Annotated in this window: 28 protein-coding genes and 1 tRNA gene; 11 read left to right on the top strand and 18 right to left on the bottom strand. The window is 63.6% G+C overall.

Features of this window, described 5'->3' with window-relative positions:
• Positions 1–24 precede the first annotated feature (24 nt).
• The 5 genes from SZ64_RS16705 to SZ64_RS16685 form a co-directional block, all read right to left on the bottom strand.
• Entirely contained in the window at positions 25–660 is a 636-nt protein-coding gene (locus SZ64_RS16705; RefSeq protein ID WP_082384758.1) for an N-acetylmuramoyl-L-alanine amidase, read from the bottom strand.
• An 87-nt stretch (positions 661–747) separates the two neighbouring features.
• The gene (locus SZ64_RS16700; protein ID WP_054531850.1) at positions 748–1,389 is read right to left on the bottom strand and encodes a histidine phosphotransferase family protein; all 642 of its coding nucleotides are present in this window, start codon (positions 1,387–1,389) and stop codon (positions 748–750) included.
• Positions 1,390–1,544: 155 nt separating this feature from the next.
• Entirely contained in the window at positions 1,545–1,976 is a 432-nt protein-coding gene (locus SZ64_RS16695; RefSeq protein ID WP_054531849.1) for a M67 family metallopeptidase, read from the bottom strand.
• Positions 1,960–2,349 carry a type II toxin-antitoxin system death-on-curing family toxin gene (locus SZ64_RS16690; protein ID WP_054531848.1) on the bottom strand — a complete coding sequence of 130 codons (390 nt, stop codon included), beginning with the start codon at positions 2,347–2,349 and terminating at the stop codon, positions 1,960–1,962. Before SZ64_RS16690 ends, SZ64_RS16695 begins: the two co-directional genes overlap by 17 nt.
• Positions 2,350–2,354: 5 nt before the next feature.
• Positions 2,355–2,582, bottom strand: coding sequence for a transcriptional regulator (locus SZ64_RS16685; protein WP_054531847.1), 228 nt, complete (start codon positions 2,580–2,582; stop codon positions 2,355–2,357).
• Between the two features lie 88 nt (positions 2,583–2,670).
• Between SZ64_RS16685 and SZ64_RS16680 the strand changes: the two genes are divergently transcribed.
• On the top strand, positions 2,671–3,630 hold the full coding sequence (locus SZ64_RS16680; protein ID WP_054531846.1) for an RluA family pseudouridine synthase: 960 nt from the start codon (positions 2,671–2,673) through the stop codon (positions 3,628–3,630).
• A gap of 135 nt (positions 3,631–3,765) precedes the next feature.
• Positions 3,766–4,683, top strand: a complete 918-nt coding sequence (gene rpoH / locus SZ64_RS16675) for an RNA polymerase sigma factor RpoH (RefSeq protein ID WP_082384656.1) — start codon at positions 3,766–3,768, stop codon at positions 4,681–4,683.
• 27 nt (positions 4,684–4,710) lie between these two features.
• Here rpoH and SZ64_RS16670 read toward each other — a convergent pair whose 3' ends face one another.
• Entirely contained in the window at positions 4,711–5,157 is a 447-nt protein-coding gene (locus SZ64_RS16670) for a DUF559 domain-containing protein (protein WP_082384654.1), read from the bottom strand.
• An 83-nt stretch (positions 5,158–5,240) separates the two neighbouring features.
• On the opposite strand from SZ64_RS16670, the gene mtgA reads away from it, so the two are divergent.
• The 3 genes from mtgA to SZ64_RS16655 are packed head-to-tail and all read left to right on the top strand — an operon-like array spanning position 5,241 to position 7,359.
• The gene (gene mtgA, locus SZ64_RS16665; protein WP_082384653.1) at positions 5,241–5,912 is read left to right on the top strand and encodes a monofunctional biosynthetic peptidoglycan transglycosylase; all 672 of its coding nucleotides are present in this window, start codon (positions 5,241–5,243) and stop codon (positions 5,910–5,912) included.
• Between the two features lie 5 nt (positions 5,913–5,917).
• Positions 5,918–6,874, top strand: coding sequence for a cation diffusion facilitator family transporter (locus tag SZ64_RS16660; RefSeq protein WP_054531845.1), 957 nt, complete (start codon positions 5,918–5,920; stop codon positions 6,872–6,874).
• Positions 6,875–6,906: 32 nt separating this feature from the next.
• Entirely contained in the window at positions 6,907–7,359 is a 453-nt protein-coding gene (locus SZ64_RS16655; RefSeq protein WP_241773072.1) for a GFA family protein, read from the top strand.
• Positions 7,360–7,371: 12 nt separating this feature from the next.
• Here SZ64_RS16655 and SZ64_RS16650 read toward each other — a convergent pair whose 3' ends face one another.
• The 3 genes from SZ64_RS16650 to SZ64_RS16640 form a co-directional block, all read right to left on the bottom strand.
• Positions 7,372–7,617 (bottom strand): hypothetical protein, encoded by a 246-nt coding sequence (locus SZ64_RS16650; protein ID WP_054531843.1) that lies wholly within the window; start codon positions 7,615–7,617, stop codon positions 7,372–7,374.
• Entirely contained in the window at positions 7,618–8,886 is a 1,269-nt protein-coding gene (clpX, locus tag SZ64_RS16645; RefSeq protein ID WP_054531842.1) for an ATP-dependent Clp protease ATP-binding subunit ClpX, read from the bottom strand. It lies immediately after the preceding gene.
• A gap of 192 nt (positions 8,887–9,078) precedes the next feature.
• Entirely contained in the window at positions 9,079–9,783 is a 705-nt protein-coding gene (locus tag SZ64_RS16640) for an ATP-dependent Clp protease proteolytic subunit (RefSeq protein ID WP_054531841.1), read from the bottom strand.
• Between the two features lie 246 nt (positions 9,784–10,029).
• Here SZ64_RS16640 and SZ64_RS16635 point away from each other — a divergent pair, with 246 nt between their 5' ends.
• A complete protein-coding gene (locus tag SZ64_RS16635) occupies positions 10,030–11,007 on the top strand; it encodes a hypothetical protein (protein WP_054531840.1) in 978 nt (325 codons plus the stop codon).
• 91 nt (positions 11,008–11,098) lie between these two features.
• Here SZ64_RS16635 and tig read toward each other — a convergent pair whose 3' ends face one another.
• Positions 11,099–12,661: a trigger factor gene (gene tig / locus SZ64_RS16630; protein ID WP_054531839.1), complete on the bottom strand. Its 1,563-nt coding sequence runs from the start codon at positions 12,659–12,661 to the stop codon at positions 11,099–11,101.
• A gap of 57 nt (positions 12,662–12,718) precedes the next feature.
• A tRNA-Leu gene (locus SZ64_RS16625) sits at positions 12,719–12,803 on the bottom strand.
• Positions 12,804–12,980: 177 nt separating this feature from the next.
• On the opposite strand from SZ64_RS16625, the gene SZ64_RS16620 reads away from it, so the two are divergent.
• On the top strand, positions 12,981–13,277 hold the full coding sequence (locus tag SZ64_RS16620) for a DUF3297 family protein (RefSeq protein WP_054531838.1): 297 nt from the start codon (positions 12,981–12,983) through the stop codon (positions 13,275–13,277).
• A gap of 14 nt (positions 13,278–13,291) precedes the next feature.
• On the opposite strand, the gene SZ64_RS16615 is transcribed toward SZ64_RS16620, so the two are convergent.
• Positions 13,292–13,921 carry a CHAP domain-containing protein gene (locus SZ64_RS16615; protein WP_241773071.1) on the bottom strand — a complete coding sequence of 210 codons (630 nt, stop codon included), beginning with the start codon at positions 13,919–13,921 and terminating at the stop codon, positions 13,292–13,294.
• A gap of 226 nt (positions 13,922–14,147) precedes the next feature.
• On the opposite strand from SZ64_RS16615, the gene der reads away from it, so the two are divergent.
• The gene (gene der / locus SZ64_RS16610; protein ID WP_054531837.1) at positions 14,148–15,542 is read left to right on the top strand and encodes a ribosome biogenesis GTPase Der; all 1,395 of its coding nucleotides are present in this window, start codon (positions 14,148–14,150) and stop codon (positions 15,540–15,542) included.
• Positions 15,543–15,557: 15 nt separating this feature from the next.
• Here the strand turns inward: der and SZ64_RS16605 are convergent, their stop codons facing one another.
• Together SZ64_RS16605 and SZ64_RS16600 are read right to left on the bottom strand one after the other, a co-directional pair.
• Positions 15,558–16,004, bottom strand: a complete 447-nt coding sequence (locus SZ64_RS16605; protein WP_054531836.1) for a DMT family transporter — start codon at positions 16,002–16,004, stop codon at positions 15,558–15,560.
• Between the two features lie 90 nt (positions 16,005–16,094).
• A complete protein-coding gene (locus SZ64_RS16600) occupies positions 16,095–16,853 on the bottom strand; it encodes an SDR family oxidoreductase (protein ID WP_054531835.1) in 759 nt (252 codons plus the stop codon).
• A 94-nt stretch (positions 16,854–16,947) separates the two neighbouring features.
• Between SZ64_RS16600 and SZ64_RS16595 the strand changes: the two genes are divergently transcribed.
• Positions 16,948–17,844, top strand: a complete 897-nt coding sequence (locus SZ64_RS16595) for an AraC family transcriptional regulator (protein WP_193391536.1) — start codon at positions 16,948–16,950, stop codon at positions 17,842–17,844.
• A gap of 12 nt (positions 17,845–17,856) precedes the next feature.
• On the opposite strand, the gene bfr is transcribed toward SZ64_RS16595, so the two are convergent.
• The 4 genes from bfr to SZ64_RS16575 form a co-directional block, all read right to left on the bottom strand.
• Positions 17,857–18,333, bottom strand: coding sequence for a bacterioferritin (gene bfr / locus SZ64_RS16590; protein ID WP_054531833.1), 477 nt, complete (start codon positions 18,331–18,333; stop codon positions 17,857–17,859).
• Between the two features lie 136 nt (positions 18,334–18,469).
• Complete coding sequence (locus tag SZ64_RS16585; RefSeq protein WP_054531832.1) at positions 18,470–18,676, bottom strand: (2Fe-2S)-binding protein; 207 nt, start codon at positions 18,674–18,676, stop codon at positions 18,470–18,472.
• Between the two features lie 47 nt (positions 18,677–18,723).
• On the bottom strand, positions 18,724–20,001 hold the full coding sequence (locus SZ64_RS16580; RefSeq protein WP_054531831.1) for a DUF418 domain-containing protein: 1,278 nt from the start codon (positions 19,999–20,001) through the stop codon (positions 18,724–18,726).
• A 41-nt stretch (positions 20,002–20,042) separates the two neighbouring features.
• A complete protein-coding gene (locus tag SZ64_RS16575) occupies positions 20,043–21,371 on the bottom strand; it encodes an SPOR domain-containing protein (protein ID WP_241773070.1) in 1,329 nt (442 codons plus the stop codon).
• 258 nt (positions 21,372–21,629) lie between these two features.
• Between SZ64_RS16575 and SZ64_RS16570 the strand changes: the two genes are divergently transcribed.
• Together SZ64_RS16570 and SZ64_RS16565 are read left to right on the top strand one after the other, a co-directional pair.
• A complete protein-coding gene (locus SZ64_RS16570; RefSeq protein WP_082384650.1) occupies positions 21,630–22,346 on the top strand; it encodes a ParA family protein in 717 nt (238 codons plus the stop codon).
• 11 nt (positions 22,347–22,357) lie between these two features.
• Complete coding sequence (locus SZ64_RS16565; protein ID WP_054531828.1) at positions 22,358–22,969, top strand: hypothetical protein; 612 nt, start codon at positions 22,358–22,360, stop codon at positions 22,967–22,969.
• The last annotated feature ends 10 nt before the right edge of the window (positions 22,970–22,979 follow it).

Below are 22,979 nucleotides of genomic sequence, written 5' to 3'. Positions count from 1 at the left end.
TGGCCAATCCAGAAAATGGAACGCCTATCTGGTCAAGCCGCGGTCACGATCCAAAAGCAAAGCGAACAGGATCGCGCCCAATTCTCCATCGATCTCTCCATCGATCCTGCGCGGGCGCCAGCGGCGCTGGAAGGCGCGCACTGCCGCGCGGCCATCGGAAATGTCATAACCGAAGCGTTCCAGCCCCAGCATGAAGGCCCCGTCATTCTCGAAAGGCGATCCAAGGCTGACCTTTGGCGTCCTGAGCACAAGATGCAGCCCGGCCAGCGTTTCCCAGTCGAACAACTCGCCCGGATCGTCCTTGCGGGCAGGCGCGATATCGGAATGGCCCACAATATTGGCGCGCGGAATATCGTGCCGCACCTTGATATCCGCCAGCAGCGGGATCAGCGCGCTCATCTGTTCTTCGGTGAAGGGACGATAGCCCCATTCATGGCCGGGATTGACCAGTTCGATCCCGATACTGGCCGAATTCACATCGGTGATCCCGCGCCACATGCTGCGCCCGGCGTGCCAGGCGCGCTTTTCCTCGTCGACGAGGCGGAAGACGGTGCCGTCTTCCTCGATCATGTAATGGGCGCTGACTTCGGCCGCCGGATCGCACATCCGCTCCAGAGCCTCGGCCCCGGTGCGCATGCCTGTGTAATGGAGCACCACCATGGAGATGGGCAGCTTGCGCTCGTTCCAGTTGGGAGAGGGTGCTTCGCGATCGACAAATTCGTTTTCGGTCACCCCTGAACCTCCGGCTTATCCGTGCGGCAGTACCGCGCCGAGCACCAGCGCGTCCTCGCCCCGCGCATATTGCACGCCGCCACCGGCACCGGTGGCCAGCAGATGCATCATATGGGCAGGCGCCGTGCGGCTGGAAAGCCCTTCCGGCGGCAGCGTGCCGTGCAGCGCGCGGCCGATGCTTTCATCGAAGGCGATGCGCGGGCCAGCCGCGCGCACGGCTATCTCTGCCGCGCCGCCATTCATTTCCGCGCCGATGTCCAGCGTGCCGCCGCGCACCAGCGCATCCATGCCGATGGAGGCAAGGTTCAGCAGCAGCTTCACCGCAGGCTTGGGCAGGGTCGGCTCCCGCACGGCCCAGTTGAGCGTGATGCGGCCGCTATCGCCCACCAGCGCGGCAATCACCTGCCGCGCTTCGCCCACGTCCACCTGTTCGCCAAAGCCGCCCGCAGCCCCGAAGGCGAGGCGGAAGAACCGCAGCTTGTCTGCGCTGATCTTCGCGCTCTGCTCCAGCAGTTCGAAACAGCGCGCCCGCATTTCCGGGTCTTTCTCTTCGGCCAGCAGTTCCAGCCCGTTCGACAGCGCGCCCACCGGGCTGAGCATGTCGTGGCACAGGCGCGAACAGAGCAGGCTGGCAAGATCGACGGGAGAAATGGTCATGTTCAGGTAAAGGCCCGGTTTGCTGACGAAGTTGACAATGTTGACAGAGTGCAGGGCAAAAAACCCGTCACCGCTTAACCATGCCCTAGCAGGCGCGAGAGGCGGGAGGAATCCCCGGTGGAAAGAAAGGAGGGCAGGCAGTGCATGGCCCGGGATTACGCTTCCGCGAGCATGTAGGAAAGCGGTTCGAAGCCATCTGGATCGTCACGCCAGAAACGCACCATGCCCTGCGCGGCAATCGCCCAGACCTTGCCGTCGCCCGCGGCCTGTTCGCGATCCGTTACGGATGGCTCCGGCAGGCCGGATGGGTGGGAATGGTAATAGCCGACAAGCTCCGGCCCGCCGCCCCGCTCCGCCCGGTGGGCATCGATCAGCGCGGCCGGGTCGATCTCGAAATGGCGGGCCTTGTCCAGCGCGACATTGGTGGCGGCGCGCGCTTCAGTGATGCGGCCACCGGCGCCCAGCAGAAGGCCGCAAGCCTCCTCCGGCACGGCGCGGGCGGCCTCTGCCACAATGGCTTCAAGGGCCTGATGGGCGACTTCGAGGGGAACCCTCGCATCAAACGAGCGCTCAGACGGATTCGACATGGTCCCGAAACCAGTCCGCCAGCTCCTCTTCGCTCAATTCGCCGGCAGCGAGGGCGAGGATTGTCACGACAAGTTCGGCATCGCTTGCGGCAAGAGCGTAGCCGTTGAGCATCAGGAATGTTTCGCTGACCACAGCTGCGGTCCGTTTATTCCCATCAGCGAAAGGGTGGTTCCGAGCGATGCCGAAGGCATAGGCGGCCGCCAGCGCGGCCACGTCAGGCTCGCCATAGGCGACGAGATTTTGCGGCCGCGCCATGGCGCTCTCCAGCGCTCCGGAATCGCGCACTCCATCAGCGCCGCCATGCTCGGCCAGTTGCTCTGCATGCGCGGCCAGCGCCACTTCCGTGGCGATCCAAATCCATCCGGGTCGCATCGGACCTATTTGGCCAGTTCGCGCAATGCACGCTTGCGCCGCGCCATCACTTCGCGCGCGGCAGCCATCTGCACCTCAAAATCGGGTTCTTCCCCTGACAGTTCGATCCCGCGCGGCGTTGTGACGAGCGACAGAGTCTCGCCCACTTCCGCATTGAGGTGCGCGAGCACCTCCTTGGGCAGGATGATCCCGGCCGAGTTGCCGATCTTCTTGATCTTGAGCGATGTGTTCATACGTGCGTTATAACGTCTCGCCTTCTCCGGGGCAAGATTGCTGCGCAGCCCTTGGCACTCCCCGCCCCAATCCCCACATAGTGCCTTCATGGGGGCCGAGAACATCATCACCGGCGTGCTGGAAACGGGCGGCGAGCGGCTGGACAAGGCGCTGAGCGCGGCCAGCGGGCTTTCGCGCGAGCGGGTGAAGGCCCTGATCGCCGAAGGCCGCGTGAGCCTGGGCGGCAAGCTGGCTGCCAGCGCCTCCGCCAAACCGGCCGCCGGAACCCACTGGTCGATCGACGTTCCCCCCGCTGCCGAGGCCGAAGCGCGGCCGCAGGATATTCCGCTGACCGTCGTCTATGAAGACGAGCATCTGATCGTGATCGACAAGCCCGCCGGGCTGGTCGTCCACCCCGCGGCGGGCAACCCTGACGGTACGCTGGTCAACGCCCTGCTCCATCACTGCGCCAATAAGGGGGGCGGCCAGCTTTCCGGCATTGGCGGCGTCGCCCGGCCGGGAATCGTCCATCGGATCGACAAGGATACGTCGGGCCTGCTGGTGGTGGCCAAGAGCGATGCGGCCCATATCGGACTGGCGGAACAATTCGCCGATCACTCGATCGAACGCGCCTATCTGGCGGTGGTGGCGGGCCATCCCCGCCCCCTGTCCGGCACAGTGAATGCGCGGATCGGCCGTTCCGATTCGAACCGCAAGAAGATGGCCGTGCTGGCTGACGAGGCCAGCCGGGGCAAACATGCCATCACCCACTACAAGGTACTGAAAGAACTGGATAATTCCGCGCTCGTGGAATGCCGGCTGGAAACGGGCCGCACCCATCAGGTGCGCGTTCACATGGCGTCAATCGGCCATGCCCTATTGGGAGACCCTGTCTATGGCCGAACACCTGCGACTCTCCGCCCCCTTCTCAAGCGGCTCGGTTTCGAGCGTCAGGCGCTGCATGCCGCCGTGCTCGGCTTCGAGCATCCGGTGACCAGAAAAACTTTACGGTTCGAAAGCGATTTGCCTGCAGATATGAGGGAACTGATCGACGAAACCACTCGTTGATATCGACGAAATGCAGGGGTTTCCTGCTTTCATCCTCTATATAGGGGAAACCGGGAGGCAAGTGGCCGTGCCTCCCTTGGATGCCCAGAAGGGGTCCGCAACAATATCGGTCGACACTTTGAAAGGTATGGGATTGTGAGCAATCAGAAGACCGGCAAAACGAGGGCACTTGCCGTTCCCGCCCTGAGCGGGGAACAGAGCCTCAACCGCTATTTAGCCGAGATCAAGAAGTTCCCGGTGCTGACGCCCGAGCAGGAATATATGCTCGCCAAGCGTTATCAGGAACATGAAGATCCGGAAGCAGCCGCACAGCTGGTGACGAGCCATCTGCGTCTCGTGGCGAAGATCGCCATGGGCTATCGCGGATATGGCCTGCCGCTGTCCGACCTCATCAGCGAAGGCAATGTCGGGCTGATGCAGGGCGTCAAGAAGTTCGAAGCCGACCGCGGCTTCCGCCTGGCGACCTATGCGATGTGGTGGATCAAGGCCAGCATGCAGGAATTCATCCTGCGCAGCTGGAGCCTGGTGAAGATCGGCACCACTGCCGCCCAGAAGAAGCTGTTCTTCAACCTGCGCCGCATGAAGCGCAACCTCGACGCTTACGAGGATGCGGATCTGCGCCCGGAAGACGTCGCCAAGATCGCCCATGATCTCGGCGTGCCGGAGCAGGAAGTGATCAACATGAACCGGCGCATGATGATGGGCGGCGATGCCTCGCTCAACGTCTCCATGCGCAATGACGAGGAAGGTTCCGGCCAGTGGCAGGACTTCCTGGCTGACGACACTCCGCTGCAGGACGAGCAGGTGGCCGATGCCGAAGAGGCCCAGTTGCGCCACGAAATGCTGGCGGAAGCCATGGACAGCCTGAACGAGCGCGAGAAGCATATCCTGACCGAGCGACGGCTGGTGGAAAATCCCCGCACGCTGGAAGAGCTCAGCCAGGAATATGACGTGAGCCGCGAACGCATCCGCCAGATCGAGGTGCGCGCCTTCGAGAAGCTCCAGAAGGCCATGCAGCGCATCGCCGGCGAACGGCTGCTGGCGGCTGCGTAAGTTCCCGATCCTCCCCGTGAGCAAAGCTCATGGGGAGGGGGACCGTCCCTGCGGAAGCAGGGATGGTGGAGGGGCTTGGCCGCAGCGCTCGCGGCAGGCCATGACGAGAGCCTCTGCCACGGTAGCAGGCGCATTGAGTATTTCGACCGCCGCGACACGCATCACATCGATGCCTCGCACTTTGAGGAATGCGGTCCGTTCTTCATCACGCACAGAACGGTTTCCCATATCATGGGCGATGCCGTCCACCTCGATGGCAAGCCTGGCCGATGGGCAATAGAAGTCGAGGACAAAAGGCCCGGAAGGATGCTGGCGCCTGAAACGCAAACCGGAGCGCCGCAATTCGCGCCACAGCAGCACCTCTGGCAGCGACATCTCCTTCCTGAGTTGTCTGGCTTGGACGACCATCCGCTTGCTTGTCTGTCGCGCCACTTCATGCCCCTCCGTCAGCCCTTCGGGCTGCCACCTCCCCATGAGTTTCACTCACAGGGAGGATCATCGCAACGGCAACTGCATCCATTATTCCCACCCGGCCCCAACATCGCTAAACGAAGCGCATGGCCGTTCGGATCATGCGCTTCCTCGTCATGGCTTTCATCTGGTTCCTCGTGATCAGCGTGGGGCTGGTGCTGGTTTATCGCGTGGTCCCGCCGCCGGTGACCGCGACCATGATCATGGATGGCAACGGCATCACCAAGGATTGGGAACCGCTCTCCCGCATTGACCGCAACATGGTGGCCGCCGTGATCGCCGCGGAAGACGGCAAGTTCTGCCAGCATAACGGCTTCGATACGGAAGCGATCGAAAAGGCCATCCAGCGCAACGCCAAGGGCGGCCGCATCAGGGGCGGCTCCACCATCAGCCAGCAGACCGCCAAGAACGTGTTCCTGTGGCAGGGCGGCGGTTATTTCCGCAAAGGGCTGGAAGCCTGGTTCACCGTGCTGATCGAGAGCGTGTGGGGCAAGCGCCGGATCATGGAAGTGTACCTCAACGTCGCGGAAACCGGGATCGGCACTTATGGCGTGGAAGCGGGCAGCCAGCGCTATTTCAACCACTCGGCAGCACATCTGACCCGCACCGAGGCGGCGCGCATGGCAGCGGCCCTGCCCCTGCCGAAAGAACGGCCGGTCGTGAACCCCACCGGCTTCACGCGCCGCTATGGCAATACCATCGCCGCCCGGATCGGCACGGTGAAGCGTGACGGCTTCGATGCCTGCGTGTACGAGTGAGCGCCATGGGCGCAAATCACTCGCATAATCATTCGCATAGTCACGGGCACGATCAGGGGCACAGCCATGATCACGGGCACGGGCACAGCCATGCACCGGCCAATTTCGGCCGGGCCTTCGCCATCGGGGTGGTGCTGAACAGCGCCTTCGTGGCGGTGGAGGCGATCTACGGCTTCTTCTCCGGCTCCATGGCGCTGGTGGCCGATGCCGGGCACAATCTGTCCGACGTGCTGAGCCTGCTGATCGCCTGGGGCGCCAGCATCATGGCCGCCCGCCCTGCCTCCGCGCGCTATACATGGGGCTTCAAGTCCAGTTCGATCCTTGCTGCCCTCGCCAATGCCGGGCTGCTGCTGGTCGCCGTGGGCGCCATCATGATCGAAACCCTGCGCCGCTTCGTCGTCCCGGCCGAGGTGGAAGGCACCACCATGATCGTGGTGGCGGGCATCGGCGTGGTCATCAACACCGCAACCGCCCTGCTGTTCATGAGCGGGCGCAAGCATGACATCAACATTCGCGGCGCCTTCCTGCACATGGCGGCCGACGCGCTCGTTTCCGTGGGCGTGGTGATCGCGGGCATATTGATCCTGCTGACCGGCAAGAGCTGGATCGATCCCGTCACCAGCCTGGTGATCGTGGCCGTGATTGCCTGGGGCACCTGGGGCCTGCTGAAAGACAGCGTGAAGATGGGCCTGCTGGCAGTGCCCGACCGGATCGACGAGACCGAAGTGCAGAACTGGCTTGGCAGCCTGCCGGGGGTGAGCGCAGTGCACGATCTCCACATCTGGCCGATGAGCACCACGGAAACCGCCTTCACGGCCCATCTGGTGATGCCCGCCGGCCATCCGGGCGACGCCTTCCTGCACGATATTGCCCATGAACTGGACGAACGCTGGCACATCCACCACGCCACGGTGCAGGTGGAAACCGGCGAGAACTGCACACTTCACGCAGGCTCGATATGAGCGGGCGGGAGGGCGGCTGCGCCTGCGGGGCCGTGCGTTACCGCGTTGAAGGCGATCCGATCTTCGTCAACAATTGCCACTGCGCCCTGTGCCAGCGGCAGACCGGCTCCACTTCCGTAGTCAACGCGTTCTACGAGAACGAGCGGATTACCGTGACGCAGGGCGAGATGACCGAGCATGTCGTGCCATCCGGCAGCGGCGGCCCGCACACGATCTGCCGCTGCGCCCAATGCGGCACCGCAATCCTGAGCTATTACCCCCGCCTCGGCCGGCTGGGCGCGGGCCTGCGCGTGGGCACGCTGGACGATCCCGGTGCCCTGCGGCCCGACGCAGTGATCTTCACCGCCAGCGCCATGCCCTGGGTGAGCTTTCCCGAAGGCATCCCCACTTTCGAACAGACCTACGTTCCGGCAGAACTCCTCCCGCCCGAACGGCTTGAACGGCTGATGACGATGGTGGAACGTCGGAAAGCTGGCGAGGGATAAAACCCCGCTGCCTCAGCCCTTCCGCTCGAACGCAACGTATCGTTCGACTTCGGGGCTGGATAGCTGGAGATACCACTCCACGTCGAAGCCGCCCAGGAACTCCAGCTTGCGGATCAGCTCGTCCCAATGGGACAGGCGCTCATGGGCAGAAATCACGCCGTCGCGCGTCGTGATGTCGCAACACATCACATCCCGCCGACGTTCGTGGCGCTTGTAGAATTCTACCCGGCTGACGCTGGTGAGTTTGAAGGGCGGCACTTATGCCGCCTCTTCTTCCTTCTTTTCGGGGCCGATCACGCGGATCGGTTCCTTGCGGCCTTCGACCACGTCCTTGTCGACCACCACTTCGGTCACCCCGCCTTCCATGCCCGGAAGATCGAACATGGTATCCAGCAGGATGCCTTCCACGATGGAACGCAGGCCGCGTGCGCCCGTCTTGCGCTTGATGGCCTTTTCGGCGACCGCAATCAGCGCGTCGTCGGTGAAGGTCAGCTTCACATCCTCAAGCTCGAACAGCTTCTGGTACTGCTTGACCAGCGCGTTCTTGGGTTCCTTGAGAATCTGAACCAGTGCCTCGACATCAAGATCGTTCAGCGTGGCGATCACCGGCAGACGACCGACGAATTCGGGGATCAGGCCGAACTTCAGCAGATCTTCCGGCTCGCTCATCTGGAGCAGTTCGCCCACCTTGCGCTTTTCCGGATCGGCGACATGCGCGCCGAAACCGATCGAACGCTTCTGCAGGCGGTCGGCAATGATCTTGTCCAGCCCGGCGAAAGCGCCACCGCAGATGAACAGGATATTGGTGGTGTCCACCTGCAGGAATTCCTGCTGCGGATGCTTGCGCCCGCCCTGCGGCGGCACACTGGCCGTGGTGCCTTCCATCAACTTGAGCAGCGCCTGCTGCACGCCTTCGCCCGACACGTCGCGCGTGATGGAGGGGTTTTCCGCCTTGCGGGTGATCTTGTCGATCTCGTCGATATAGACGATGCCCTGCTGCGCCTTTTCGACGTTATAGTCGCTGGCCTGCAGCAGCTTGAGGATGATGTTCTCCACGTCCTCGCCCACGTAGCCGGCTTCGGTCAGCGTGGTGGCGTCGGCCATGGTGAAGGGCACGTCGAAGGTGCGGGCCAGCGTCTGGGCCAGCAGGGTCTTGCCCGAGCCGGTGGGGCCGACGAGCAGGATGTTCGACTTCGCCAGTTCCACATCGCCCGATTTTCCGCTGTGCTTCAGGCGCTTGTAGTGGTTGTGCACCGCCACGGAGAGCACGCGCTTGGCGCGATCCTGCCCGATCACATAGTCGTTCAGCGTGGCGAAGATTTCCTTCGGCGTGGGAACGCCGCCGTCCTTCTTGCCGGCAATGCCCGCCTTGGTTTCTTCGCGGATGATGTCGTTGCACAGTTCCACGCACTCATCGCAGATGAACACGGTGGGACCGGCAATGAGCTTGCGTACCTCGTGCTGCGACTTACCGCAAAAGCTGCAGTAAAGGGTGCTTTTAGAATCGGAACCGCTCAACTTGGTCATTCTTTCTTTCCCGATCCCCCGCTTCAGCTAGCCCTGAAAAGCAGGCAAAGCCAAGGGGGATTCGCTTCCGAGTGTAACCCGGAAGTCTTGATAATCAATGCAACCCTCTACTCCGCACCGCCTTGCGGGCTGCTGAAGTGAGAGGGTTGCCAAAATGCTACAGCTCCAGCCGCAGGCCTTAACGCGCGCGCCTTATTCCGGCGCTCCGCCCGAACCGCTTTCGTCGCCGGTCGCTTCGGTGTCGGGACGGGTTTCGAAGACCTTGTCCACCAGACCGAACTTCAGGGCCTCGTCCGCCTCAAGGAAGGTATCGCGATCCAGCGCCTTCTCGATCGCATCGAGCGGCTGGCCGGTATACTTCACATAGAGATCGTTCATCCGCGAACGGATGCGCAGGATTTCCTTGGCCTGGATTTCGATATCCGAAGCCATGCCGCGCGCACCGCCCGAAGGCTGGTGGATCATGATCCGCGCATTGGGAAGCGCGATGCGCATGCCCGGTTCGCCAGCGCAGAGCAGGAAGCTGCCCATGGATGCGGCCTGACCGATGCAGACCGTGCTGACGCGCGGCTTGATGTACTGCATCGTATCGTGGATCGCCATGCCGGCCGTCACCACGCCGCCGGGCGAGTTGATATACATGCTGATCGGCTTGGAGGGGTTTTCGCTCTCAAGGAACAGCAACTGGGCCACGATCAGCGAGGCCATGTTGTCTTCCACCTGGCCGGTCACGAACACGATGCGTTCGCGCAGCAGGCGGCTGAAGATGTCAAAGCTGCGTTCGCCACGGCTCGTCTGTTCGACGACGACGGGAACCAGCGCGCCGGTAAACGGATCGCGGGTGAACTGGCCCTGGGTGCCGTAGGTTTCGCCGATATTGCCGAACAGGTCGATCATGAATTGCCTCGCAAGCTGTGACTGAACGCCTATGTCGCGACTGGCGGCAAGATGTTCAAGTGCCATAGCCCCTAAACCCACAATCGCCCCTGTCCAGTGGGGTTATCCGGGTTACGGAACAATCCTGTTGCGACGCAGCGCGACAAAGCCGGGCTTGCGCGGGCAGAAAATCCCGGCAAGTCTCTATGGCAGGAAAAATGGCCCCCGCATCGCGCGCAAGCGGGCCGATACAGGGGGAGTAACCGGGTGAAGACGAAGCGCGTCAGGCTTCTTTGCGCAGCCGTGCTGGCGGGATCGGCGATTGCCTCTTTCGGGGCCGCATCTGCACAGGCGCAGGATTTCACCATTGATGACCTGATCGGGCTGGAAGACACGCCCGAGAACGAGATCGTCGTAGCCCACAAGCTGGACCCGGAACCGGAGCAGGAAGATGTGCGCCAGCAGGTGCGCTCCATCACCAGCACATCCACCGGCAGCGTCTATAACGAACCGCTGGCCCGCTTTCAGGCGCGCATGTGCCCGGGCGTGATGGGCCTGCCGCTGGAAGTGGCGGAACGCATTGTTGACCGGCTGCGCTACAATGCCGAGCGGCTGGGCCTGACCATGGCCGAAGGCGGATCGTGCCGGCCCAATTTCATTCTCGGCTTCGTGGGCAGCGGCAAGGCCGACATCGAGAAGATGAACAGGCAGAAGGGTTCGCTCCTGTCGCAAATCAAGCCTGACGAGCGGCGCGAATTGCTGAAGGAAACCGGCCCCGTGCGCGCCATTGCCGTGACGATGCAGCGCACGCGCGACGGCATGCCGATCCTGGGCGATCAGAAATACGGCCTGACCCCCACGATCAACACGCAATCGGCCAATTCGCTGTTCCTGTTGCCCACGCGGGTGGACATCGAAATGTCGGTGGTGCTGATCGACGTGCTGACGATTGACGGGATGACCGTGAACCAGCTGGCCGATTACGCCACGATGCGCGGCCTGGCCAAGACCCGCCCGGTGAGCGGAGAGGCCGCCTATGGCACGATCCTGAACCTGTTCGATCCCGATGCGAGCCATCCGCTGGAACTGACCAATTTCGATCTCGCCTATCTGGAGGCGCTGTACAGCCGCCCGGCCAATATCGCGGCCGTTTCCAAGTTCGGCACGGTGCAGGGCAAGATGAAGCAAATGCTCGCCTCGGCGGATTCGTCGGAGGATCAGGCGCCCGCCAGCGACGCGCCCTGATCGGCACGAAGGCGGCCGTGATGCGGCACCCAAGACGAAAAAGGCCGCGAGGATTGCTCCCCGCGGCCTTTTCGTTACGCCGTGAAGGCGATTACTTCTTGGCCGGAGCCTTCTTTGCAGCAGGCTTCTTGGCCGCGGGCTTCTTTTCAGCAGCCGGCTTTTCCTCGGCAGCGTCAGCCTTGGCAGCGGCCTTCTTTGCCGGAGCCTTCTTGGCCGGGGCCTTTTCAGCAGGAGCTTCTTCGGCCGCGTCGTCAGCCTTGGCTTCCTTCTTGGCGGCCGGCTTCTTGGCAGCAGCCTTCTTCGGGGCAGGAGCGGCTTCTTCGCCTTCCTCGGCCTCAATCGCGGCTTCCAGCTGTTCGCGGGTCACTTCGCGTTCGGTGACTTCGGCCTTGTCGAACAGGAAGTCGACGACCTTGTCTTCATAGAGCGGAGCGCGCAACTGGGCCTGAGCCATGGCATCGCCTGCGACATAGTCGACAAAGCGCTGGCGGTCTTCCGGGCGATACTGCTGGGCAGCCTGCTGCATCAGCATGCGCATTTCCTGCTGGCTGACTTCCACGCCATTGGCCTGGCCGATTTCCGACAGCAGCAGGCCCAGACGCACGCGGCGTTCGGCGATGCGGCGGTAATCTTCCTTCTCGGCTTCGATTTCGGCGCGGGCAGCTTCCGGGTCCGCTTCGCGAGCAGCTTCCTGCTGCAGCTGGTTCCAGATCTGCTGGAATTCAGCTTCCACCATGGTCGGCGGAACGGCAAAATCGTGATCCTTGGCCAGCACGTCCAGCAGGGCGCGCTTCATGGCGGTGCGGGTCAGGCCGGCAGTTTCCTGCTCCAGCTGGCCGCGCAGCAGGCCCTTGAGCTGTTCGAGGCTTTCGAGGCCGAGCGACTTGGCGAAATCTTCGTCCACCACAGTGTCGGCGGCAACCTTCACCTGCTGCACGGTGATGTCGAAGGTCGCTTCCTGGCCCTTCAGGTTCTCGGCCGGATAATCTTCCGGGAAAGTGACGGTGATGGTCTTTTCATCGCCGGTCTTCACGCCGACCAGCTGGTCTTCGAAGCCGGGGATGAACTGGCCCGAACCGAGCACCAGCGGCGCGCCTTCGGCCTTGCCGCCATCGAATTCCACGCCGTCGAGCTTGCCAACGAAGTCGATGATGATCTGGTCGCCATCGGCGGCCTTCTTTGTCTTCGGGGCGTCCTTGTAGCTCTTCTGGTTCTCGGCGATCTTGGCGACCGCTTCGTCAACCTGCTCGTCCGTGACCGGCACGACCAGCTTTTCGAGCTTCAGGCCTTCGATCGAAGGAGCCTGGATTTCAGGCAGCACTTCCAGTTCGATGGCCAGTTCGGCATCCTTGCCCTGAACATAGGCTTCGCTCAGCTCGACGCGGGGCTGCAGCGCGGGGCGCAGCTTCTTGTCGGCGATCAGCCCGTCGACCGATTCGCGAATCGTGTTGTTCAGCACGTCGGCGTGAACCGCCTCGCCGTGCATCTTCTTCACGAGGTTGGCGGGGACCTTGCCGGGACGGAAGCCGGGCATGCGCACCTGCGGGGCGATCTTCTTCACCTCGCGCTCGATCCGGGCTTCGATATCCTTCGCCGCGATGGTGAGCGTATAGGCGCGCTTCAGGCCTTCATTGCTGGTTTCAACGATCTGCATTTCAGACTGTAGCCTTCCAAAAAATCTCTCTCAAACCGGGATTCGCTCGGGCGAAACTGGTGCGGGCGAAGGGACTCGAACCCCCACATCTTGCGATACTGGAACCTAAATCCAGCGCGTCTACCAATTCCGCCACGCCCGCGGCCCGACGAAGCCTGCAGGCCCGGCATTGCCTGCGGACCTGCGAAACAGGCATGCGCCCTTATAAGGGAGCGATGCAAAGGGCAAGCGGAAGCGAGGCATAGTCGCCCGCAATCGCGCCCGAACGTCTCCCAATCGGACATTGCACGCACCGTTTCGGGCGATTAGGAGGCCGGACATGAGCGAAGAAACCACCCCCACCGCGGGCCCCGACGTCCCGCCCGATCACCTGTCGATCAACCCGACCAGCCCCTTTTTCGATGCTGAAAAGCTTCAGCGCGGCATTGGCATCCGCTTCAAGGGCACCGTCCGCACGAATGTGGACGAATATTGCATTTCCGAAGGCTGGGTGAAGGTGCAGGCTGGCCGCACGGTGGACCGCAAGGGCAACCCGCTGCTGGTGAAGCTCAACGGCCCGGTTGAAGCCTGGTACGAAGATCTGGGCGAAGAGGCACCCGTCGCCAAGAAGGATTGATCGCGAAGGGCCGATCAGCCCTTCTTTTTCGATCCCCTGTTCTCGCTCGCGGTGATGATCTCGCCGATCACGTCGCGGCGAGGAGCAGCAGAGGGCTTTGCCGCCAGAACTGAATCCTTGGCCTTCGCGCCCGGCTTTTCGTTATAGATGAAGCCCGAAACCGGCCAGGCGGTGCTGCCGAGCGACTGGATCGGATCGAACCAGACACGCACCGCGCTCCAGTCATTATTCTCCGAAACATCCACTGCGCGGACATCGTCCTCGATCTGGCCGCGCCGTCCGTCGATGGGTGACCAATTGGCGTGGCGCAGCAGCACGGTGCGGCTGTCCACGATCCGGCTCACCGCCGCGACATGGCCCAGCGTCATGTTGCCATGGGGCTGGAAAGCCATGACAGCCCCCACTCTCGGGCGGCTGCCGCGCTTGTAACGGCCGTCCGCCTGCCCCCACCAGGTCCAGGCGTCTCCATAGATCTGGATGCCGGAAACCCGCCGCGCATAAGGCACGCATTGCAGATACGGCAGGACAGGCCCCGCCTGAATGCCGGATGTGTCAGCCGGATTGATCGCCGGCTCGGCCAGTGCCGGCGTGGCCACCAGAGCCAACGCCGCACCGGCCATGAGCTTTGAAATCTGTCCCCACATGAACACGGTTAATGTTTGATGTGGGTTATTTTGATCCTGCGATGTATAGTTAACAGTGAAGTAGGGATTCGCCGTCAGGCGACCGGGATTTGCCGTACAGGTCTCACCTCTGTGCCCCTTGGTGACAGACCTGTGCGGCAAACCTCCCTTCGGGACCGTAGCCGCCCTGCTGCTCAAGAGCCGAAATCCTTGCGTTTCTTCGCGCCACAGGCCACCTGCGAGGCCAATGGCATCAACCGCACTCCCTCAGGTCATCATCATTGGCCGCCCCAATGTGGGCAAATCGACCCTGTTCAACCGTCTGGTGGGCAAGAAGCTCGCCCTCGTGGACGATCAGCCCGGCGTCACGCGCGACCGGCGCTTTGGCGAGGCCCATCTGCTGGGGCTGGACTTCACAATCGTCGATACCGCCGGGTGGGAAGATGAAGACCCTGACAGCCTGCCCGGCCGCATGCGCGCGCAGACCGAGGTTTCCGTGCAGGGCGCCACGGTCGCGCTGTTCGTGTTCGATGCCCGCGCGGGCGTGACCCCACTGGACGAGGAAGTTGCCCGCTGGCTGCGGGAACAGGATGTGCCGGTGATCGTCGTCGCCAACAAGGCGGAAGGCCGCGCGAGCGAGCCGGGCATCATGGAAGGCTATGCGCTGGGGCTGGGCGATCCGATTCCCTTCTCTGCCGAACATGGCGAAGGCCTGGGCGATCTGTTCGAGGCCCTGCTGCCCCTGCTCGAAGGGGCCGAAGCGGAAGAGCCGGAAGGGCCCGAGCTTGACGAGAATGGCGACGAACTGCCCACCGGGCCGCTCAAGCTCGCCATCGTGGGCCGTCCCAATGCGGGCAAGTCCACCCTGATCAACCGCATGCTGGGCGAAGACCGTCTGCTGACCGGGCCGGAAGCCGGGATCACCCGCGATTCGATTGCAGTGGACTGGCAGTGGACCGATCCCAAGACGGGCGAGACGCGCGACGTGCGGCTGATCGACACGGCGGGGATGCGCAAGAAGGCCCGCGTGGTCGAAAAGCTGGAACGGCTTTCCGTGGCCGATGCCCGCCGCGCAATCGACTTTGCCGAAGTGGTCGTGCTACTGCTCGATGCCACCAAGGGGCTGGAACATCAGGACCTCAAGATTGCCGACATGGTGCTGCAGGAAGGCCGCGCCCTGATGATTGCGATCAACAAGTGGGACGTGGCCGAAGACGCCTCTGCCCTCTACAACGGCATTCGCGAGGCACTGAACGAAGGGCTGGCGCAGGTGCGCGGCGTGCCCCTGTTCTCCGTCTCGGCCCGCACCGGCAAGGGGCTGGATACGCTGATCGGCGCAGCCTTCGAACTGCGCGAGACATGGTCCAAGCGAGTGCCCACTGCCGGGCTCAACCGCTGGTTCGACGATGCGCTGGAGGCCAACCCGCCCCCGGCGCCGGGCGGCAAGCGCATCAAGATGCGCTACATCACCCAGATCAAGACGCGCCCGCCCAGCTTCGTGATCTTCGGATCGCGTCTGGACAATCTGCCCGAGAGCTATCGCCGCTATCTGGTGAACGGCATCCGCCGCGAACTGGGCTTCGGATCGGTGCCGGTGCGACTGACCCTGCGCAGTTCCAAGAGCCCCTTCGCCAAGGATTGAGCGGGCACTTGCCCGCTATTTCTTCGCCAGGAACAGGCCCAGCACCATCACTGCCATGCCCAGCAGGCGCTTGCCGTCGATGCTGGCCTGCGGGGTGCCGAACAGGCCGAAATGGTCGATCAGCGCGGCCGCGACAATCTGGCCCACCAGCACGCAGAAGATCGCATTCGCCAACCCGAAGCGCGGGCCGACAAAGGTGATCGACAGGCCGTAGAACGCCACGCAGACGCCGCCCAGATAGAGCCAGGGCGGTACAGAAGCGATCTGCGCGAACCGCGGCATGCCGGTTGCGAATGCGGCAATGGCCGTAATCAGGAAGGCCAGCGCGAACACTGTGGCGGTCGCAAAGGAAGGGTTGCCAACCCTCACCCCGATCCCGCCCGACATTGCGGCCATTACCGGAATTGCCATGCCGCCAAGCAGCATGATCGAAGCATAAGTCAGGCTGTTCGCACCATTCATGGCGATCTCCCACTGGAGGGAGAGCCTAGCTATGAACGCACCTGCCGCCGGACAAGCAAGCGTAACTATCCGGCGGCATGGCTTAGCTGCTTATGCGGCAACGCGGCCATCAAGGCCCGCCAGCGCCACAGCATCCGGCCCGGCAGGATAGTGCAGTCGCTCGCCCGAATCGGTTGCCGCGCGCCACACCGTTTCCGCCACATCCTGCGGCGTGGTGACGAGCGCAGGCTGCGCAAAGGCTTCGAGGAAGGGCCGTGCGAAATCGGCATAGGCCTCGGGGATCGTATCTTCCAGCCGCAGGTCGGTATTCTGGGCAAAGCGCGTGGTCGGGCCATAGCCCGGCTCCACCAGTTTCGCGCCAATGCCGAATGCCGCCAGTTCCAGCGCCAGTGAGGCCGTGAACCCCGCCACAGCCGTCTTGCTGGCAGTATAGGCGGCGACCAGCGGCATGGGGGCAAGCGTGACGCTGGACGTGACATTGACGATCCGTCCAGCACGGCGCGCGCGCATTTGCGGGATCACGGCCTGACACATGGCGATAGTGCCCAGTGTATTCGTTGCGAAAACATCGCGGATCTTTGCCAGCGGAGTCGCCTCCAGCGCGCCGGCAAGGCCGATGCCCGCATTGTTGACCAGAACGTCGAGCGGGCCTGCTGCCTCAATCGCTTCCGCGATGCTCTCTGTCCGCGTGACATCCAGCGGCACGATCCGCATCCGGTCGTCGGCAGGCAGGATGTCCGCGCGCGGGTGGCGCATGGTGGCGATGACGTTCCAGCCATTTGCGTGGAAGTGACGGGCTGTCTCCAGCCCATAGCCTGACGAGCAGCCAGTGATCAGAACGGTTTTCATATGCGTCTCCTTCAATTCACTACCCGGACGGTAGGAGACACAATCGGGACGATCTATAATTCAAAATCTGGATTTTATTCGCTATAGTCCAGGAGTGAGCGATCCACTTTCACAGATCATGGCGCTGCTGCGCCCACGCACCGTGTTCACCAAGGGGATCAGCGGCGCGGGGCGTTGGGCAGTGCACTATTCCGATTTCGGACAGCCGAGTTTCTGCACCGTGCTGGAAGGCGGCTGCAGGCTGGCCGTGGGCGGGCTCGATCCCGTAACGCTCCTTCCCGGAGATTTCGTGCTGCTGCCGGCCACACCCGGCTTCACCATGTCTGGCTTCGAACCGGCCCGCCCCACCCCGATCGACCCGCATGAAGCGGCGGCTGCCAGCGGCGAAGTCCGCCACGGCCGGAAGGACGGGCCGCCGGATGTGCGCTTGCTGGGTGGTTATTTCCTATTCGATTCGCCGGATGCGAACCTGCTCGTATCGCTGTTGCCGCCGATGGTGCTGTTGCGCGATGCCGACCGGCTGGGGCGCGTAGTGCAACTGGTGCGGGAAGAAGCACTGGAAGGCCGTCCCGGCCGGGATCTGGTGCTCGCAAGGCTGGTGGAAGTGCTGCTGGTGGAGGCTTTGCGCACCGTTCGCGAGGATACTCCAGCAGGGCTGCTCCGCGGCCTTGCCGATCCGCGCCTCGCCGATGCGCTGCGGCTGATGCATGGCGATCCGGCGCGCGGCTGGACGGTGGCAGAGCTTGCCGGCGAGGCAGCCCTGTCCCGCTCCGCCTTTTTTGACCGGTTCACCCGAATCGTCGGCGTGCCGCCGATGGAATATCTGCTGGCCTGGCGCATGGCGCTGGCCAGAGAACTGCTGCGCGAACGGCAGGTGCCGCTGGCCGAAATCGCCGAGCGAACCGGCTATGGCTCGCCCAGCGCGTTCAGCACAGCCTTCACCCGGCACACGGGTGTGCCGCCGGGCCGCTTCGCCAGGGAGGCGGCCTGACGGGGCGGGCGGTTACTCCGCCGCTTCGCTGTTCAACTGGACGTAGTTCTGCAGGCCCATCCGTTCGATCATGTCGAACTGGGTTTCGAGGAAATCGACATGCTCTTCCTCGCTTTCGAGGATGCGCTCGAAGATTTCGCGGCTCACATAGTCACGCACGGTTTCGCAATATTCGATTGCGTCGCGCAGCATGGGGATGGCTTCCATCTCCAGCGCGAGATCGGCCTTGAGGATTTCCTCCACCGTCTCACCCACCTTGAGCCGGTTGATCGCCTGGAAGTTGGGCAGCCCGTCGAGGAACAGCACGCGTTCGGCCAGAACGTCGGCATGCTTCATTTCGTCGATCGATTCTTCGCGTTCCTTCTCGGCGAGCTTGGAAACGCCCCAGTGTTTCAGCGTGCGGTAGTGCAGCCAGTACTGGTTGATCGCGGTGAGTTCGTTGGTGAGCGCCTTGTTGAGGAACTCGATGACCTTGGCGTCGCCCTTCATGGCCGGCCCCTTATGCTGCTGAAGTCAGGATTGTGTCAGAATGCGCCCCACCTGCAAGGAAGGCAAGGGCCGCGCGAAGAAAACCCCGCATTTCTGCGGTGTTGCGAGTGATTTGCGATAGTGGAAGCGCCCGCCCTCAGGCGCGGACGAGCGTGAAATCGGGGGCGGTTTCAGGCGTGCCGCCGCGTTCCTCGATCAGGATTTCGGCTGCTTCGTCCAGGCACTGGCCGCATTGCGGATGCTTGCCCAGTTTTTCGTAAACCGTGTCGGGATCGCCTGCATGACAGCGCGCGGCGGCGCGCAGATCGCACTCACGGATGGCGTTGCAGATGCAGATATACATGCGCTTCTGTTAATGCGAATGGATTGCAGTAGCAAGAAGAATCTGCGTCAACGGCGGAGCGGAAACAGCCTCCAGTACGACAGGCAGCGCCACAGCCATTCCAGCGGGCCATAGCGGAAGCGGGCAAGCCAGGGTTTAGACCAGGCAAGGATCAGGGCGCAGCCGGCAATGGCAAAGGGCAACAGCCCGCCGCGGCCCAGTTCTCCCCAAAGCCCGCCCGCCCAGTGGCGGAACGCGAGCATCATCACCGCCGAAGTGGCGATATAGTTGGTGAAGGCCATGCGCCCGGCCGCCGTCAGCCGCTGGCCCAGCCAGCCCTGCACTGCATGCGGCGCCCATTGGATCAGCAACGCGGCCAGCCCCAGCACCATGGCAATGCGCGGCAATTGCCCCGCAAAGTCCGACACGAAGCGAGTGAGCCAATAGGGAAAGCCGCAATCTATTGCCCACAGTCCCATGAGCAATGAAACCGCACCGCCGCCCAGTACGCCTGCCCAGCCCCAGCGACGCATCCGCCCGGGATCACACCCCCCGGCAAAGAAACCCAGCCGATAGAGTGCCATGCCGATCAGCATCAGCGGCACGGTCTCCAGCAGGGCAAAGGTGGGATATTCGCCCAGCAGGTGAGACCGCGCCTCTACGACATAGGCGAATTCCTGCGCATAACTGCCCGAGGTGAAGGCGGCCCGCTCTGCCTCGGCGTCGATCAGCCGGTCGCTCTCCATCTCCACAAGCGCGCCGTGCAGCGCCGGGTTGGCCTGCTGAGCCTGCACGTCCTGTTCCAGCACCAGCGTACCGGTGAGGGAGACGATCAGATAGATCGCCGCCGCACCGTACCACAGCAGCCCCACGCGCAGCAGCAACCGTGCAGGCATGGCCAGAAAGGGCAAGGAGATCAGCCCGGCGATTCCATAGAGGAACAATATGTCGCCCCAGAACAGCAGGAAGAAATGGGCGATGCCGAACAGCATCAGCCAGCCCAGCCGCCGCAATTGCAGCCCGATCCCGCCCCCGTGCAAGGCCGCCCGCGTGGCGAACAGGGCCATCCCCGCCCCGAAAAGCAGCGTGAACAGCCCGCGCATCTTGCCGTCGATCAACAGGAATTGCGCCAGCCACAGCCCCGTCTCCACCACATCAGGCTGGCGGCCGAAGCCCAGCGGCCAGCCATAGGCCAGATAGGGCTGAGCGAAGGCGACGATATTGGCGAACAGGATACCCAGCACCGCAATGCCGCGAATGAAGTCCAGCGAGACGAGCCTGTGCTCCGGCGCAACCGGTGCGACAGGGCCGGAAGCCCCCTCTACGCCCCGCGCGATCGACTGCATGTCCCGTCCTTAATCAAGGGCGGGAGACTTGCCCGCCGGGTTTACTGGGTAACGAGGCACTCCTGCCCGGCCGCCTTCAGTTTCGCGCAGGCCCTATCCGCATCCGCGCGCGAGGCAAAGCCGCCTGCTAGCAGTTTGGTCACTTTGCCCGACGGAACGAGAATCCGCTGCTTGCCGGAAAGTTCCGGGCGGGAGGAAAGCTGCGCCCACAGCTTCTCTGCATTGCCCTTCACACCGAAGGCACCGAGCTGCAGCTTCCACGGCCCGCTTGCAGGAGCCGCCGCCTGTGCGGGCCTGGTCGCGGGAGGCTTGGCCGCGGGAGGGTTGGGCGCGGGAGGTTTGGCAGCAGGAGGTTTGGCTACGGGCCTCGGCGCTGGGGGCCTCGGCGCATCGACCTTGGGTGCCGCCGAGGCCGGCGCGGGTGCAATCGCAATCTCCGGGGCAGGCGATCCATTGAGCGGGCGCTGCACCACGCCCGAAGGCTGCGGCTGCGTTGGCGCGGTTTTGGGGGCATTGGGCCGGGCAAAATCTGCCCCGGCCGTGGCCGGGCTTTCGGTTCCATCGGCCGTCATCGCCTGCCGCACGGCCTCTTCGGCAGAGGCCGTGGAAGGCGGCACGAAAGTGGACTGCACCGGCTGCGGCACGCGGGGCGAGGCACTGGCCAGCGGCGCCGTGGCCCCCGCCGCCTTGGGCGCCGTATTCACCACCGGCCGCGCGGCAAGTGCCGGATCGCCATCCACGGCCGCCAGATCGAACGCCGCCAGTTCACTGGCGCGCGCGGTATCGGCCTGCTGCTGCATTTCCACTGCCAGGGTCGCGGCCTGCTGGCGTTGGGCGAAGGGCACGTACTGGTCCATTTCCGCCAGTGCCGGCCCCGCCTGAGGCAGGCCTTGCGAATTGGCGAGAGTAAGCAGGGCATAGGCCCGCACCCAGTCCTTGGGCACCAGATCGCCGTTGAAATGGGCAATGCCCAGCAAATATTGCGAGCGCGGATCGCCCCGGCGCGCGGCATCCTGCACATAGGGCAATGCCTGCTGCTGGCGCCCGGTCTGGAACAGGATCAGGCCATAGACATCGGCGGCGCGGATGTGCCCCTTTTCCGCAGCACGGGCATAGTAATATTCCGCCATGGAGGAATCTTCCTCCACCCCCCGGCCAAGGCGATAGGCCTGCGCCATGTTGAACATCGCATCGGCATCGCCCGTTTTGGCAGGCCCCTGCCATTCGGCCACGGCGGCGGCGTAATCACCCTTGCTCCAGGCATCGACGCCAGCCTTCACATCCGCCAGCGCGGGCGCCGCGAATGCCAGCGCGATCAGCCCGGCTATCAATCCTGTCGGGCGAATTGTCGCCATAGTCGCTGCGCTCACCTTGCTTGCCCCTTTTGGCTGTGCCGCCCGCCTTGCCCGCCGGGCATTTCCGCACCGCATAGAATGACATGGTGAACAGCCGGTTAGCAAACCTCGACTGGCCCGGTTCGGCCCCAACGCCAATCGGCGCAACCGGCCTACCGCTATTCCCGGCCCCATTAACTGAAAATTAGGGGTGATCTGCGATCCCGGAACTTGAAATGCCGGAATTCGAGGACTTGTCCGGCTTGTAAACCAGTGAACCCAGGGGGATCGACCTTGCGCGTATTGGCATTGGCATCGCAGAAAGGTGGTTCTGGCAAGACCACCCTGTCTGGACACCTCGCCGTGCAGGCCCAGCGTGCCGGCGCAGGCCCCGTGGTGCTTATCGACATCGACCCGCAAGGCTCGCTTGCCGACTGGTGGAACGAGCGCGAGGCCGAATATCCCGCCTTTGCCCAGACGACTGTCGCCCGCCTGGCGAACGATCTGGCGACTCTGCGCCAGCAGGGCTTCAAGCTGGCCGTAATCGACACCCCGCCTGCAATCACCATGGCGATCCAGTCAGTGATCTCGGTCGCCGAACTGATCGTGGTTCCCACCCGCCCCAGCCCGCACGATCTGCGGGCCGTCGGCGCGACAGTGGATTTGTGCGAGCGCGCGGGCAAGCCGCTGATCTTCGTGGTCAATGCCGCGACGCCCAAGGCCAAGATCACGTCCGAAGCCGCCGTTGCCCTGTCGCAGCACGGCACGGTCGCCCCGATCACCCTGCACCATCGCACCGATTTCGCCGCCTCGATGATCGACGGGCGCACGGTGATGGAAGTCGATCCCTCGGGCAAATCCGCCCACGAGATCGCCGCGCTGTGGAATTACATCTCCGACCGCCTGGAAAAGAACTTCCGCCGCACCGTCTTCGCCGCTCCCGGCGTGGCTCAGGTGTCCGGAATGTATCGTCCTGCTGGCGGGTTCGGCCGCCGGGTGGCCCAGAATTGAGGCCCGCCGGTATGAGCGAGCCCAAGCCATTCGCGTCGCTTGGCCCCACGCTGCTCGCACGCAAGGGTGCCGCGCGCCCGGCGATGCGCGCGCAATTCCAGCCTTTCGGTATCTATGAACGCCAGGGCATCGTACCGATCGAAGATCTCGGCTGGAACGATATGGGCCATGAAAGCGAAGACGAATCGCCCCGCCCCGCCGAAGTCGTAGCACTGACGCACGCACCGGCAGGAAACGACACCCAAGACACGCTTGCCGGCGAATCGGACAGCGACGCAGGCCTTGCGGACGATGATTCCGCGGAATCCACGCCGCAAATGCCCGAAGTGCTGCGCCAGCAGGAAGAAATTGCCCGCAAGGTGGCCCAGCCGGCTGCGCAGATTCCTGCCGAACAGGATGCACGCACTTCGGCTCGCAGCGCCGCGGATCGCCGCAGTGCACTGGATGACGGCCGCCGCGCCGCCTTCACCCTGCGCGTGGACGCGGAACGCCACCTCAAGCTGCGTCTGGCCTGCACCATTCGCAATCTCAGCGCCCAGCAGATCGTGACCGAAGCTCTCGACCGGCTGCTCTCGGGCATTCCTGAACTCGATTCGCTTGCCGCCCAGTTGAAGCGGAAATGACTACCCAAGG

It is taken from the genome of Erythrobacter sp. SG61-1L (genome assembly GCF_001305965.1).
Classification (GTDB): domain Bacteria; phylum Pseudomonadota; class Alphaproteobacteria; order Sphingomonadales; family Sphingomonadaceae; genus Andeanibacterium.
The sequence above is the reverse complement of the archived record's forward strand: the minus strand, read 5'-3'. Positions and strand labels throughout refer to the sequence as shown.

Excerpts from the sequence above, each read along its gene's own strand:
- SZ64_RS16700 (WP_054531850.1), bottom strand. The coding sequence starts at position 1,389 with ATGACCATTTCTCCCGTCGATCTTGCCAGCCTGCTCTGTTCGCGCCTG.
- SZ64_RS16620 (WP_054531838.1), top strand. The coding sequence starts at position 12,981 with ATGAGCGAAGAAACCACCCCCACCGCGGGCCCCGACGTCCCGCCCGAT.
- SZ64_RS16605 (WP_054531836.1), bottom strand. The coding sequence starts at position 16,004 with ATGAATGGTGCGAACAGCCTGACTTATGCTTCGATCATGCTGCTTGGC.
- SZ64_RS16695 (WP_054531849.1), bottom strand. The coding sequence starts at position 1,976 with ATGTCGAATCCGTCTGAGCGCTCGTTTGATGCGAGGGTTCCCCTCGAA.
- SZ64_RS16565 (WP_054531828.1), top strand. The coding sequence starts at position 22,358 with ATGAGCGAGCCCAAGCCATTCGCGTCGCTTGGCCCCACGCTGCTCGCA.
- SZ64_RS16585 (WP_054531832.1), bottom strand. The coding sequence starts at position 18,676 with ATGTATATCTGCATCTGCAACGCCATCCGTGAGTGCGATCTGCGCGCC.
- clpX (WP_054531842.1), bottom strand. The coding sequence starts at position 8,886 with ATGACCAAGTTGAGCGGTTCCGATTCTAAAAGCACCCTTTACTGCAGC.
- SZ64_RS16680 (WP_054531846.1), top strand. The coding sequence starts at position 2,671 with ATGGGGGCCGAGAACATCATCACCGGCGTGCTGGAAACGGGCGGCGAG.
- SZ64_RS16640 (WP_054531841.1), bottom strand. The coding sequence starts at position 9,783 with ATGATCGACCTGTTCGGCAATATCGGCGAAACCTACGGCACCCAGGGC.
- tig (WP_054531839.1), bottom strand. The coding sequence starts at position 12,661 with ATGCAGATCGTTGAAACCAGCAATGAAGGCCTGAAGCGCGCCTATACG.
- SZ64_RS16615 (WP_241773071.1), bottom strand. The coding sequence starts at position 13,921 with ATGTGGGGACAGATTTCAAAGCTCATGGCCGGTGCGGCGTTGGCTCTG.
- SZ64_RS16690 (WP_054531848.1), bottom strand. The coding sequence starts at position 2,349 with ATGCGACCCGGATGGATTTGGATCGCCACGGAAGTGGCGCTGGCCGCG.
- mtgA (WP_082384653.1), top strand. The coding sequence starts at position 5,241 with ATGGCCGTTCGGATCATGCGCTTCCTCGTCATGGCTTTCATCTGGTTC.
- SZ64_RS16705 (WP_082384758.1), bottom strand. The coding sequence starts at position 660 with ATGGTGGTGCTCCATTACACAGGCATGCGCACCGGGGCCGAGGCTCTG.
- SZ64_RS16670 (WP_082384654.1), bottom strand. The coding sequence starts at position 5,157 with ATGGGGAGGTGGCAGCCCGAAGGGCTGACGGAGGGGCATGAAGTGGCG.
- SZ64_RS16660 (WP_054531845.1), top strand. The coding sequence starts at position 5,918 with ATGGGCGCAAATCACTCGCATAATCATTCGCATAGTCACGGGCACGAT.
- SZ64_RS16580 (WP_054531831.1), bottom strand. The coding sequence starts at position 20,001 with ATGCAGTCGATCGCGCGGGGCGTAGAGGGGGCTTCCGGCCCTGTCGCA.
- bfr (WP_054531833.1), bottom strand. The coding sequence starts at position 18,333 with ATGAAGGGCGACGCCAAGGTCATCGAGTTCCTCAACAAGGCGCTCACC.
- der (WP_054531837.1), top strand. The coding sequence starts at position 14,148 with ATGGCATCAACCGCACTCCCTCAGGTCATCATCATTGGCCGCCCCAAT.
- SZ64_RS16600 (WP_054531835.1), bottom strand. The coding sequence starts at position 16,853 with ATGAAAACCGTTCTGATCACTGGCTGCTCGTCAGGCTATGGGCTGGAG.
- SZ64_RS16685 (WP_054531847.1), bottom strand. The coding sequence starts at position 2,582 with ATGAACACATCGCTCAAGATCAAGAAGATCGGCAACTCGGCCGGGATC.